Origin of the sequence: Haloprofundus salinisoli, assembly GCF_020097815.1 — an archaeon.
GTDB lineage: Archaea > Halobacteriota > Halobacteria > Halobacteriales > Haloferacaceae > Haloprofundus > Haloprofundus salinisoli.
Window position 1 is genome coordinate 670,415 of the sequence record NZ_CP083663.1, and the last position, 12,655, is coordinate 683,069.

The following is a 12,655-nucleotide window of genomic DNA, read 5'->3' on the forward strand; positions in this document are numbered from 1 at the left end:
CGTCGCTCGGCACTTCGCTCCTTCGCCCTCGGGACGGTGGGTAGCGGGGCGAACGCGGGAGTAGCGCGACGGCGACACCGACTCACCGACACGCCCACGGCGTCGATTTCGGACGTTGCAACTAAGGGAAGACTCTTTACGCTCTTCGACAGTATCCCGGGGTATGGGTTTGTTCGACCGACTGCGCGGTAACGACAATCCGCGTGTCGCTTTCATCGGTATCGACGGCGTCCCTTTCAGTCTTCTCGACGAACACCGCAACGAGTTCCCCAACTTCGCGCGTCTGGCCGACGAGGGCACCGCCGGAGCCATCGACAGCATCGTGCCCCCGGAGTCGAGCGCCTGCTGGCCCGCGCTGACGACGGGCGTCAACCCCGGTGAGACCGGTGTGTACGGCTTCCAAGACCGCGAAATCGGCTCCTACGACACCTACGTCCCGATGGGCCGCGACGTGCAGGCGTCCCGTCTGTGGGACCGCGTGAGCGAGGCGGGGATGAACGCGACGGTGATGAACGTCCCCGTCACGTTCCCCCCGCAGCGAAACGTCCAGCGGATGGTCTCTGGATTCCTCTCGCCGAGCGTCGACAAGGCGTCGCAACCGGACGAACTCCGCGACACGCTCGAATCGATGGGCTACCGCATCGACGTGAACGCGAAACTCGGCCACCAGGAGGACAAAACCGAGTTCATCGAGGACGCCCACGACACCATCGAGAAGCGGTTCGAGGCGTTCTCGCACTACATCGAGCAGGACGACTGGGACCTCTTCTTCGGCGTGTTCATGACGACCGACCGCCTCAACCACTTCCTGTTCAAAGACTACGAGCGCGACGGCCCGAACAAGCAGGCGTTCCTCGACTTCTACAAGAAGGTCGACGACTACATCGGCCAGATCCGGGAGATGCTCCCCGACGACGTCACGCTCGTCGTCGCCTCCGACCACGGGTTCACCTCGCTGGACCACGAGGTCCACTTCAACACGTGGCTCGAACAGGAGGGCTGGCTGAGCTACGAGGACGACGACCACTCCGAACTCGGCGACATCGCCGACGAGACGACGGCGTACTCGCTCATCCCCGGACGGTTCTACCTCAACCTCGAAGGCCGCGAACCCCGCGGTAGCGTCCCCGAGGAGGAGTACGAGGAGAAGCGCGCCGAACTCAAAGAGGCGCTCGAAAACCTCGAAGGCCCCGACGGTCGGAAGGTCTGCGAGCGCGTCGTCGAGCGCGAGGAGGCGTTCCGCGGTGACCACGAGGACATCGCGCCGGATCTCGTCGCCATCCCCGCCCACGGATTCGACCTCAAGGCCGGGTTCAAGGGTCACGACGAGGTGTTCGGCGTCGGCCCGCGAAACGGGATGCACAGCTTCGACAACGCGACGCTGTTCATCGACGACCCCGAGGCGAACATCGGCGAAGCGGACCTCTTCGACATCGCGCCGACCATCCTCGAACTGATGGAAATCGAGTACGAACGCGCGGAACTCGACGGCGCGAGTCTGGTTTAACGCGTGATTCCCTCCGTCCCGCTTTTCGGCACACCGCCGGACGGGGCGGTTCTACCGGTTCTCGTTTTGATGTTGCTGCTAGCGGTGTGATACCCGTCAGTGGGGCGTGGTAGGTGTATCGGGATGCACAGACACGGACGGAGACGAGTCCGATTCCGTGGAGCCTCGCTACGTTGCTCTCGGGTGGGCTTGCCGCGATACTGTACACTCAGATGCGTGGCGAGAAATCGGCTGCTCGTTCGGAGGGCGAAAGCGACAGAAACGGCTTGTAACGCCGTTACAACAGCGAGTCTATCTCGTCGTTGCTCCACATGTCGACCGGGTCGGGTTTCTCCTCTTCGGTCTCGTTCTGCGCTTGCTTCGCGCGCTCCATGAACTGTTGGAGGCGCTCGGAGCGTTCGACGCCGCCGAGCAGGATGAGCGCCGCGAGGCGGCCGCTTTCGAGCGGGAAGTCGCCGCCGCGGACCTGCAGGCTGCCGGTCTCCTCCTCGACCCATTTCCGCGCGCGCTCGACGCCTTTCCGCGAGATGGTCTCGGCCTGTCCCGCAACGACGACGAGCGCCGAGTCCGCATCGGTGGCTTCGGGGAGGCTCGTCCCGGTGAGAAGCGCCCGCCGGACGGTGCTCATGATGGTGTTGATGTTCTCTTCGGCCTCCTCGCTGGCCTCGGAGCTGGCGTAGCCGAGCGCCGCGACGCCGCCCGAGCGGAGCGTATTGATGATCTCGGAGGAGTCGACGACCGATTCGCCGACGCCCTCCGTCGCCTCGCCGGACGCGAGGAGCAGACCGACGCGCTGGGCGATGGCCTCGTTGATGGCGTCGAAGCCCTCCTCCATGCTCTCGCCGGAGGAACGCCACGCGTCGTTGTCGACGAGCAACACCGAGTCGGCCTCGCGGGCGACGGTCTTCAGCGACCGGCCCGCGTTCACTTGGTACATCGAACCCTCGTTGCGGCCGGGGAGGATGCCGAGACCGTAAACTGGCACGTCGTAGACGCGCTTGAGTTCCTTCACGAGGACGGGCATCCCGCCGCTGCCGGTGCCGCCGCCGAGGCCGGCGACGACGAAGATGGCCTCCGCCTCGGCGGTGATGCGGCCGTCGAGTTCGCCCATCACTTCGCGGGCGTCAGACTGCATCACTTCCGCACCGAGTTCGTTGTCGCCGCCGACGCCGTGGCCGTTTACTCGGTCTTGGCCGACGAGCACCGTGTCGAGCGGGAGCGGTTGGAGGTCTGTTTTCGCGCTGTTGACTGCGAGTGCGCCCCGGACTGCGCCGAAGCCCATCCGTGAATCGAACTCAGCCATCGCCGTGGCGAGTTTGCCGCCAGCTTGGCCTACACCTATCAGGACGGTTTTCATATCTCCTTCTATCAGGGTCCCACCTTCAAACTTCCCCCAGAGATTTATGAGAGAAAACGAGTCCAGAACCATACACGATGCCCGACGAAACCGCGTGCCGAAGCGGCGTTTCGGTCCGCAGCGGCCGCGAAACCCGCCTCGAACGCCTCGAAACGCGACTCGACGCGGTCGAACGAGCGACGACGGGGACTGACATCTCGGTCGTAGACCTCTCTTCTGCCGCCGATCTGGACGCGCGGCTCACCGCCGTCGAAGAGCGCCTGTCGGAGTTCGACGACCGCCTTTCGGAACTCGACGCGGCGGTGCAAGCGCTCAGAGGGTACGTCGGCGGCGTCAGGACGGTCAACCGGGCAGTCGAACGTCGCGCCGACGCGGCGCTCGCGGCCGTCGAGTCGCTGGAACGCGACCGGTCGGACGGAGACGCCGTCGAGGAGATTCTCGACGCCGTCGAGACGGAGAGAGCGCCGCCTAAATCGACCGAATCGCTCGACTGTAGCGACGACACCGACGTCGACAACGACACCGAAGGTGGAAACACGAGCGGACTCGCCGCCCGTCTCAAAGAGACGTGGTAACGCGACTCGTCGTCGCTGTCGCGCTCGCAGTCGCCCTCGTCGCCGCGTCGCTTCCCGCCGTCGACGCCGCCCGCGAGGAGCGGACGAAAGCCCGCCTCGACGCCGAACTCACGCGCGTCGCCGACGCCGCACGGAGCCTCCCCGAGACCGAAGACGCCGCCGGCGACACGTCGCTGGCCGCCCGTCGCGTCGTCGCCGTCTCCGTCCCCGAGCGGTCGCTGACGACTGCGTCCGTCGACTACGTCGAACTGGCCGGTGGAGACGTCTCGGTCGGTGCTTCGTTCAGCTACCGACTCGCCGGCCGCGAAGAGACGACGCATCGCCTCACCGGCGTTCCACTCTCGACACCGACCGGTCCGGTTCGACTCTCTGCGACGGGCACGCAGCGACTCGCCCTCTCGCTCGTCGAACGCGGCCGAGGACGACTCGTGACGCTCCGCCGTCTCGAAGCCGACGACGTCGGGGGAGCGGCCTGAAGTTCAAGTACGGTGAGGCGACCACCCCGCCGCATGCGACTGCTCTCACGGTTCGGAGTCGGGGACGAACCCGCGGACGAAGCCGAGAAGACGGACTGCCGCTGTGACCCGTCGTTCGTCGAACCGAGCGGCACCGGCGTCGGTCGCCGCGTCGAGCTCGTCGTCGACGCCGACGACTGTCCCGGCGGCGGCGACTTGGTCGCCGACCCCGCCTGTCGAGCGACCGTCGTCGACGCACTCGCAGAGCGCGACGCCGACGTCGTGCGTACCCACTCTCGCGGGTACGAACGGAGATACGACGGAGACGCGGCGGCACTGCTGCTCGCCGCCGGACGGTTCGTCGAGCGGGCGGCCGTCCACGACCCGACGCTCGCCGAGCGGGCGCGGCGCGACCCCCTCGGCGCGGCGCGGCAGGCGACCGGACGCGCCGGACCGGTGAAGCGAATCGCCGCCGAAACCGGTCTCTCGGAGGGGGCGGTCCGCGCATCGGGGTACGAAGACTCGCTCCGGCCGTTCGTCGGACCGGCGCTCATGCGTTCGCGCGTTGCGCTCCGACCGCCACCGGGGTCGACTCTCGTCGACCGCCGGTCGCTCGACGACGACACGACCGTTCGTCGGTACGAACGCGACGGCGGCCGGGACTGGTATCAGCTCGACCCTGCGTTCACCGAACTCGACCGGTCGGCCACTGCGACGCTCGCGGAGGCGCGAAGCGTGCTGGCTGACGGCGTCGGCGGCGCGGGCGAGCGAGCACCGGGCCGGGCGGTCCGCGCCGTCGTCGCCGAACACCGACACGACGGCAGCAACGCCGGCGGCGACGGCAGCGCCGGCAGCGACGAGACCGACGAGACCAACGGCGCCGACGCGCCATCGGTGGAGCGGCTCTCGTCGCTCTTGGCGAAACATACACACGGCCACGGCGTCCTCGACGACCTGTTTTCGGACGCTCGGGTCTCGGACGTGTTCGTGACCGCGCCCGTCGAGTCGAATCCGGTTCGGGTCGTCGTCGACGGCGAGCGCCTCGACACGAACGTTCGACTGACCCGGTCGGGTGCGGCGGCGCTGGCGTCGCGGTTCCGGCGGACGAGCGGCCGGCCGTTCTCGAAGGCGGACCCGACGCTGGACGCGGTGGTCGACGCCGAGGGAGGTCGAATCCGCGTCGCCGCCGTCTCGACCCCGGCGAGCGACGGCCTCGCGTTCGCGTTCCGCCGACACGACGGCGCACCGCTGACGCTCCCGGCGCTCGTCGCCAACGATACGCTCTCGGCTGATGCCGCCGCGCTGCTCTCGCTTTCGGTCGAACGCGGGGCCGCCGGACTCGTCGCCGGCACCCGTGGAGCGGGGAAGACGACGCTGCTCGGGGCCCTGCTGTGGGAACTGCCGATGGCGTCGCGGACGGTAGTGGTCGAGGATACGCCGGAACTGCCGGTCGACGCGCTCCAGCGCCACGACCGCGAGGTCCAGACGCTCTACGTCGACGTCGGTGACGGGGCGACGCTCACGCCGACGGGCGGCGTCCGGACGGCGCTTCGGCTCGGCGAGGGCGCACTCGTCGTCGGCGAGGTCCGCGGCGAGGAGGCCGCCGCCCTGTACGAGGCGATGCGCGTCGGTGCGAGCGGGAGCGCCGTCCTCGGGACGATTCACGGCGACGGCGGCGCGGCGGTCAGAGAGCGGGTCGTCTCGGACTTCGGCGTTCCCGAGTCCTCCTTTGCGGCGACGGACCTCGTGGTGACGCTCTCGTCGAGCGGCGGGCGACACGTCGCCCGAATCGAGGAGCTCCGCGTGAGCGACGCGGGCGTCCGGTTCGTGACGCTGTTCGAGTACGCCGACGGCGCACTTCGCCCGACGGGCGTGGTCGAGCGAGGTAACAGCGCGCTCGTCGACGCGCTCGCCGGACCGGGCGAGCGATACGCCGACGTTCGACAGGCGCTCGGAACGCGGCGACAGTCGCTCCGAGCGCTCGCCGACGGCGACCGGACGCGACCGGCGGACGTCGTCGCTGCGTACGAGCACCGATGAGCGCCGAGAACCACGTTTCGACGGCGGCCGACATCGTCCGGGCGCTCGCCCGACTGGCACCCGTCGACGTCGACACCAGTCGGCCGCTCGCCGACGCGCTGAGCTATCTCGACGCGCCGGTGTCGGGCGAGACGGTCGTCCGAGGCGGCTACGGGGCCGCCGTCGTCGTCGCGTTCTGCTCGCTCCCCGCCGTCACGCTCCTCGCGCCTCCGCTCGTCGCCGTCGCCGCCGCGTTCGGTTGCGGCCTCGCCGGCGCTCACGTCATCCACCGCGCCCCGGTGCTCCTCGCACGCACGCGTCGAGCGGGAGCGCTCGGCGACGCCGCCGGCGTCGTCAACCGGGTCGTGCTACGCCTTCGGCTGGACCCAACCGCCGAGCGGGCGGCGGTGTTCGCGGCCCGGACCGGTCGAGGACCGCTCGCAGCGAGTCTCGCGGCACACGTCCGCCGCGCCCGCGGAACGCCGGACTCGGGGCTGGCGGCGTTCGGCGACGAGTGGGCCGATCGCCTCCCGGCCCTCGGACGGGCAACGACGTTGTTGCTCGCCAGCGCGGCGGCGACGCCGGGCGAACGCGAGCGCGGACTGGAGCGCGCGCTCGACACCGTTCTCGACGGGACGCGGGACCGACTCGCGCGCTTCGCCGACGACGTGCGCGCGCCGCTGTCCGGACTGTACGCGTTCGGCGTCCTGCTCCCGTTGGCGCTCGTCGGAGTGCTCCCGGCAGCGTCGAGCGCCGGCGTTCCCGTCGACACGCCGGCGCTGGTCGTCGTCTACGACGTGGTCCTCCCGCTCGGACTGTTCTGTGCGGTCGTGTGGCTCGTCAGTCGCCGGCCCGTCGCCTTCTCGCCGCCCCGAGTCGACCTCGACCATCCCGACGCGTCGGTCGCCCCCCGGGAGTACCTCGCCGTCGTGGCGGTTGTACTCGCGGGAATCGCCGTGAGCGGGACCGCCATCGGGCTGTGGAGCGCGCCGCTCGTCGCCGTCGGCGGCCTCATCGGCGGGTCGCTCGTCGTCCGCTACCAACCGGCCAGACGGGTACACGCGCACGTTCGACGCGTCGAATCCGGACTCGACGACGCGCTGTATCTCGTCGGTCGTCACGTCGTCGAAGGCGTCGCCGTCGAACGTGCACTGGACCGCGTCGCCGACGAACTCGACGGCGCGACCGGCGAGATGCTGGCCGACGCGGTGACGACCCAGCGGGCGCTCCGCGTCGACGTCCGCGCCGCCTTCTTGGGCGAGGACGGAGCGCTCGCGACGATTCCGAGCCCGCGCGCGAGAAGCGCGGCCGAACTGCTGGCACTGGCGGCGACGGAGGGCGAACCTGCGGGGGCGGCGCTCGTCGCCACGGCGGAGCAACTTAATCGCCTCCGACGTCTCGAGCGAGAAGCGCGCCGTGAGCTATCCGAACTCACCGAAACGCTGCAGAACACCGGCGCGCTGTTCGGCCCCCTCGTCGGCGGGGCGACGGTGGCGTTGGTCGAACGACTGGCCGGCGTCTCGTCGTCGACGGCGACCTCCGCGTTCGGGACGGGAGCGATGGACGCAGCGACCACCGCCGCCGAATCGGCGCCCGCAGCGGGTTCGTCGCTGGCGGGCCCGCCGGAAACCGCGACGTTCGGCCTCACCGTCGGCACGTACGTGCTCCTCTCGGCAGTGCTTCTGACCGCCCTGGCGACGGCTATCGAACACGGGCTCGACCGCGTGCTTCTCGGTTACCGAATCGGACTCGCGCTGCTCGCGGCGACGACGACGTACCTCGCGGCCTTCGTCGCCGCGAGTCTCCTCGTGTGAGGGTTTAAACCGGAGAACACGACCAACCTGCTTCATGCTCGACACACCTGTGGACGCGTGGTACACGTGGCTCGGACTCGCTCTCGCGGGCGTTGCGATGGTGGGAACCGCGCTGTCGTTCCCGACCGCGGCAGCGCCCGACGCGGCGGGCGTCGCCGACACCGTCGACGCCGTCGCCGCCAGCGAGTACGCGACGACGGCCGAACATCCGCTGGACGCAGCGGCGATACGGCTCGGACCTCATCGCGTGAGTCTCCGTAGCGACGGCGGGACGACGCACGCGGCGTTCGCGTTCGGACCCGTGACGCCCGTCCAATCGGGGTCACGACTCGAATCCGTGCTCTACGGCGTCGCCCCCGAGGAGGCCTTCGACAGTCGACGAGCGTTCACGCAGGCGCTCGTGGAGGCGCGAACCGCGGATCCGACGTGGCGGACGGTGGAGCGTACGCTCGTCGTGCGCCGAGTCGAGTGGGGGGAGAGAGATGCTACGCTCGTCGGCGCGTGAGGAGAAGGGGGCGCGTCGCGCGCAGGCGGAGTCGACGACCGCACTCGTCGCCGTCTTCGTCATCGTCGTCGCACTGTCGCTGTACGCCGTCGTCTTCGACGGTGTGAAGCCGACGGAGACGCGCGCGCTCGCCGACCCGATGCTCGAACGCGTCTCGGGCGAACTAACCGACGACGGCGTCGCCGACCCGACGGCGCTCGATGACACCCGCGACGCCGCTCCGGACGGGTACTCGCTGAACGTCTCGCTCGCCGTCGGCGAACACCGATGGACCGTCGGACCGCCGGTCCCGACGGAGCGGACGCACCCCGCCCGCGAACGCAGTCTCGACGGAGCGACCCGTCGGCTAAGCGTCCGTCTCCGACCCGGAGTCGTCCGGCCCGGTCGTCTCCGGGTGGCGGTGTGGCGATGACGAGCAGCGTCCTCGACGCGACGCTCTGTCTGCTACTCGTCAGCGCCGCGGCGGTGACACTCGTGGACGTGTCGCCGCGCCCCGAGCGCACCGACGTCGACGCGTCAGAGGCGGCGGAGACGCTCTCGACGAGCACCGCCGAAATCGAATACAGCCTCGCGAGCGGTGCGCGCCGTGCGGGCGACTCCGAGCGGTTTCCCGCGACCGACGGCCCGGCGTTCGGCCGGCACGCCCACGGCACGTTCGCACAGTTACTGGCCGAGTCGACGCTGGCGACGCCGACGGTCGGCGGCGAGCGCGTGACGCACGCCGGCGACGACTTCCGTCGACGCGTTCGCGCGGCCGTCGCTCGGTCGCTGCCGCCGCGGACGCACGTCGTCGCGGAGTGGCGACCGCACCCCGGTTCGAGCGTCACTGCGACGACAGCTCTCGGCGAGGAACCGCCGGCGTCGGCCGACGTTCACGTCGCCGTCCTGTCGGTGCCGACGGGGAGCGAGATCGACGACGACGCGGCCGCTCGACGCGCGATCTCCGAGGGGTTCGCGGGCGTCGCAACGGTCGTCAGTGAACGCCTCGTACGAACGTGGTTTCCGCCGAGACGGGCTCGACTGGCGCTCGGCGACGACTATCCCGCGTCGGCGCTCGTCCGGCATCGTTACCGACGAACGGCCGAGCTCGCGGGAGCGACGCTGCCGCCGACGCTGAACCGCTCGACGGTCTCGGCGGCGAACGCCCGACTCGTCTCGGCGCTGGAACCGCGCGTCGAAGCGGACCTGCGGGAGCGGTTCGACTCGCCGTCGTCGGCCGCCGTCGCGCTCTCTGACGGAGAGGTCCAAATCACCGTTCGGCGGTGGTCGGCGTGAGCGACGGCGCGAGCGCCGCCGACTTTCTCGACGGCGAACGCGGGCGCGTCCCGTTCGCGCTCGTCGGCGTCTTGCTGCTCGTGACGAGTTCGGCGTTCGCCGCGACGCTCGGTGGTCCCGCGCCGACGCGCGACGACGACGTGGAGACGGCGATAGAACGCGTCGGCGCGGAATCGGTCACCGCGCTTCGCGTCGCCGCCGACGAAGCTGCTGCCGACGCGGCGGCGAACCCCGTAACGGCGCGAGCACAGACGCCCGCCGGGAAGGTACTCAACGAGTCGTCGCCGTTCGTCGACTCGCTGCGCATTCGCCTCTACCTCGCGGCGCGGGAGCGCTTCGAGCGGACGGCGTACCGTCGAAACGACGTGACGACTACAGTATCCATTCCACCGGTTCGGAACGTCTCGGAGCTCCGACGGGCCAAACGCGCGGTCACCGTCGAACGCGTCGACGAGGGGACGGCGATGCGCGTCACGCTCGAAAACGTGACGCGGACCGCGAGGCGCGACGGCCGGGTCGTCGCCACGCGGACCGATTCGCTGACCGTGACCGTGACGAAGCCGGTGCTTCTCGCGCACGACAGAACCGAATCGTTCGAGGCGCGACTCGACCGTTCGGCGCTCGCCGGACCCGGACTGGACCGTCGACTGACCGCGCGGCTGTATCCGGTCGCGTGGGCGCGAGGCTACGCGCAGAACCGCGGCGCGCCCATCGAGAACGTCGTCTCGAATCGCCACGTCAGCCTGTCGACGAACACCGGCGTCGTCGCCGTGCAGCGGGCGACGTTCGGGCGAAGCGACCCGGCGGCCCGACGCGGCGTCGAACGGGCGACGATGCGCGTCGGCGCGGCGGACCTGCTGGAACCGGCCCCGTCCGAGGCCGGACGGGTGGCGGATGCGGTGCTCGCCCCGCCGAACGATCCGACGGCTCCGGAAGCAGACGCCCCGGTACCGACGACGGCGTCAAGAGAGAAACGGTCGCTCACCGTCGGCGTCAACCGGACCGCAGACGTCGCGTTCGTTTCGCTGCTCGACGGCGAACCGATAGCCGGCGCCGGGTCGAACGAGCCGTCGTTAGCCGAGACGCTGGAGGCGGCGTACCGCGTCGACGCCCACCTCTCAACGCGGGTCGTACAGACGCATAAGGGGACGCCGAAACGCCCCGCCGCGCCCGGTCGCAACTGGAGTCGCGCGGATGTCGAGACGCGGACCCGAATCTCCGTGTTCGGGGGCGACGCCGCGGTGCCGAAAGCGACCGGCACACGCACCGAGACGGCGACTCGGCGGGTCGTCCGCCGTCACGTCCGGACCGCGACGTGGCGACGGGGCAACGAGACCCGGACGACGCGGGCGACGTGGACCGACCGCTACCGCGTCGGCGTCGCGCTCGGCGTCGAACGTCGGTCGCTCGACGGCGTTCCCGCCCGACCGGTCACCCCCGAGTTCGAACGCGGCGGTGCGCTCGACGGCCCGAACCTCGGAGACGTTCCCGAGCGTGCGTGGTCGAAAACGGTTGAACGCCGCGGGGGCGTCGACGCCGTGTCTCGCCGCGCCGTCGAGAGTTTCCGGTCGGACGGCGCGACGGACGCGAGAACGGCGACGGTCACCGGTCAGCGTCCCGAGCGACTCGGGTCGTGGGTGTACGACGACCTCTCGGCGTTCAGAGAGCGCCTCCGAGACGTGAGCCTCGAACTCGACGCGACGCGCGTCGCAACCGGCGTGGCGAACCCGCCCGCGGAACTGGCCGCCGAGCTCCGGTCGCGGCGGACGGAACTACTCGACCCCCCCGAGACGTACGACGGGGCGGCCGACCGAGCGCGCGCCGCCGCGCGGGCGGCGTATCTCGAACGGGTGCTCCGCCACCTCGACCGGCGGGCCGACCGGACGGCAGCGCGAAACGACCGATTGGGCGAGACGCTGGCCGACAGGGGGTCGACGGCGTCGTCGCCGTCCGAGCTCGGTCGACTCGTCGAAGCCGCCGAGAAGGCGGCCGCCCCCGAACCGCGGACGTTCGGAGAGCGAGCCCCCGGCAGCGACGTCGCACTCTACCCCGACGGGTCGCCGGCGTACCTCACGCTCGCCACCGTCGAACGGACGCACGCGCCGACGACTCCGGCGAACGCTAGCTATCGACCGCTGACCGCGCGAAACACGAATCTCGTGACGGCACCGTACGGCGACGTCGCCGACACCGTCGTCGACGGAGCGGTGGGCCGGTCGAAGCGGGTGAGCCTCCGAACCGGGGGACAGGTGCTCGTGGTGGCGAACCGGACCGCCGCCGCGACCGGAAACGAGACGCTCGACGAGCGACGGCACCGGCTCGGAACCGAAGTCGCAGACGGCGTCGACGTGACGAAAGAGGCGGCGCGAACGACGCTCAGAGAGGAGACGTCGCTCACGGCAGCGGAGCGCCGTCTCGTCGTCGACCGGGGGTTCGCCCGGTGGGACGGCCACGGGCAGCGGGCGCTCGCCGCAGTCAACGCCTCGGCGGCGACGGCTATCGCCGAACGGGTCGGAGCGCGGCGAGACTGGCGCGACCGACGGACCGACCGCGTCGCGGTTCGACTTCGGTCGTCGATGCTCGTCGCCGCTCGCAGCGACGCCGCACGGGTACGGCGACGACCTACGAAGCGTGCCTCGGCGGCGACGCAGTGGCTCGCCCGGCGAAGCAAGAAGAAACTCGAAGCCGGCCTGAAAAACGGAACCGAACGAGCGGCGGACAGAGTCCGAGAACGGGCCAGAGACCGCCTCGAAGGCGCGAGATGGGAAGACGAGGCGCTCGTCGGCGTCCCCTCCGGACTGCCGGTCGCGCCCGCCCCGGGCTACTGGTACGCGACGGTCAACGTCTGGACCGTCGAGGTCCGCGGCGAGTACGCGCAGTTCGTCGTCACCGCGCGACGCGGTCCGGCCGGGTCGAGCGACCTCCGGTACGTCCGCGACGGTGGCGCGGTGACGTTCGATGTGGACGGCGACGGCGAGGCCGAGCGACTAGGTCGGAGCGAACGCATCTCGTTCGAGGCGCAGACGACCGTCGTCGTGGCCGTCCCTCCGACGCCGCCGGGTGTCGGCGACGTCGACGGCGACGCCGACGAGCGGTCCGGCGGGTGGCCGAATCCGGGATGCGAACCGGAGCGACGGTGCTGACGGGA

Annotated in this window: 10 protein-coding genes; 9 read left to right on the plus strand and 1 reads right to left on the minus strand. The window is 70.4% G+C overall.

What is annotated here, in order from left to right; translation table 11 throughout:
• Positions 1-163: 163 nt before the first annotated feature.
• Positions 164-1,507, plus strand: a complete 1,344-nt coding sequence (locus LAQ73_RS03600) for an alkaline phosphatase family protein (protein ID WP_224269884.1) — start codon at positions 164-166, stop codon at positions 1,505-1,507.
• A 277-nt stretch (positions 1,508-1,784) separates the two neighbouring features.
• Here the strand turns inward: LAQ73_RS03600 and LAQ73_RS03605 are convergent, their stop codons facing one another.
• Positions 1,785-2,864, minus strand: coding sequence for a tubulin/FtsZ family protein (locus tag LAQ73_RS03605; RefSeq protein WP_224269885.1), 1,080 nt, complete (start codon positions 2,862-2,864; stop codon positions 1,785-1,787).
• Positions 2,865-2,941: 77 nt separating this feature from the next.
• Between LAQ73_RS03605 and LAQ73_RS03610 the strand changes: the two genes are divergently transcribed.
• Genes LAQ73_RS03610 through LAQ73_RS03645 form a run of 8 tightly spaced genes read left to right on the plus strand, consistent with a single transcriptional unit; the run spans position 2,942 to position 12,650 of the window.
• The gene (locus tag LAQ73_RS03610; protein ID WP_224269886.1) at positions 2,942-3,439 is read left to right on the plus strand and encodes a DUF7310 family coiled-coil domain-containing protein; all 498 of its coding nucleotides are present in this window, start codon (positions 2,942-2,944) and stop codon (positions 3,437-3,439) included.
• Complete coding sequence (locus LAQ73_RS03615) at positions 3,433-3,915, plus strand: DUF7311 family protein (RefSeq protein WP_224269887.1); 483 nt, start codon at positions 3,433-3,435, stop codon at positions 3,913-3,915. Before LAQ73_RS03610 ends, LAQ73_RS03615 begins: the two co-directional genes overlap by 7 nt.
• A 33-nt stretch (positions 3,916-3,948) precedes the next feature.
• On the plus strand, positions 3,949-5,934 hold the full coding sequence (locus LAQ73_RS03620; RefSeq protein ID WP_224269888.1) for an ATPase, T2SS/T4P/T4SS family: 1,986 nt from the start codon (positions 3,949-3,951) through the stop codon (positions 5,932-5,934).
• A complete protein-coding gene (locus LAQ73_RS03625) occupies positions 5,931-7,727 on the plus strand; it encodes a type II secretion system protein (protein WP_224269889.1) in 1,797 nt (598 codons plus the stop codon). Before LAQ73_RS03620 ends, LAQ73_RS03625 begins: the two co-directional genes overlap by 4 nt.
• 34 nt (positions 7,728-7,761) lie before the next feature.
• Complete coding sequence (locus LAQ73_RS03630) at positions 7,762-8,232, plus strand: DUF7283 family protein (RefSeq protein ID WP_224269890.1); 471 nt, start codon at positions 7,762-7,764, stop codon at positions 8,230-8,232.
• The gene (locus LAQ73_RS03635) at positions 8,210-8,644 is read left to right on the plus strand and encodes a DUF7285 family protein (protein WP_224269891.1); all 435 of its coding nucleotides are present in this window, start codon (positions 8,210-8,212) and stop codon (positions 8,642-8,644) included. Before LAQ73_RS03630 ends, LAQ73_RS03635 begins: the two co-directional genes overlap by 23 nt.
• Positions 8,641-9,507 carry a DUF7284 family protein gene (locus tag LAQ73_RS03640; RefSeq protein WP_224269892.1) on the plus strand — a complete coding sequence of 289 codons (867 nt, stop codon included), beginning with the start codon at positions 8,641-8,643 and terminating at the stop codon, positions 9,505-9,507. The genes LAQ73_RS03635 and LAQ73_RS03640 overlap by 4 nt, the downstream gene beginning before the upstream one ends.
• Complete coding sequence (locus tag LAQ73_RS03645) at positions 9,504-12,650, plus strand: DUF7286 family protein (RefSeq protein WP_224269893.1); 3,147 nt, start codon at positions 9,504-9,506, stop codon at positions 12,648-12,650. Before LAQ73_RS03640 ends, LAQ73_RS03645 begins: the two co-directional genes overlap by 4 nt.
• Positions 12,651-12,655 lie beyond the last annotated feature (5 nt).

Bases quoted from the DNA above. Each gene is read 5' to 3' on its own strand.
- LAQ73_RS03600 (WP_224269884.1), top strand. From the start codon at position 164: ATGGGTTTGTTCGACCGACTGCGCGGTAACGACAATCCGCGTGTCGCT.
- LAQ73_RS03605 (WP_224269885.1), bottom strand. From the start codon at position 2,864: ATGAAAACCGTCCTGATAGGTGTAGGCCAAGCTGGCGGCAAACTCGCC.
- LAQ73_RS03610 (WP_224269886.1), top strand. From the start codon at position 2,942: ATGCCCGACGAAACCGCGTGCCGAAGCGGCGTTTCGGTCCGCAGCGGC.
- LAQ73_RS03620 (WP_224269888.1), top strand. From the start codon at position 3,949: ATGCGACTGCTCTCACGGTTCGGAGTCGGGGACGAACCCGCGGACGAA.
- LAQ73_RS03625 (WP_224269889.1), top strand. From the start codon at position 5,931: ATGAGCGCCGAGAACCACGTTTCGACGGCGGCCGACATCGTCCGGGCG.
- LAQ73_RS03630 (WP_224269890.1), top strand. From the start codon at position 7,762: ATGCTCGACACACCTGTGGACGCGTGGTACACGTGGCTCGGACTCGCT.
- LAQ73_RS03635 (WP_224269891.1), top strand. From the start codon at position 8,210: ATGCTACGCTCGTCGGCGCGTGAGGAGAAGGGGGCGCGTCGCGCGCAG.
- LAQ73_RS03640 (WP_224269892.1), top strand. From the start codon at position 8,641: ATGACGAGCAGCGTCCTCGACGCGACGCTCTGTCTGCTACTCGTCAGC.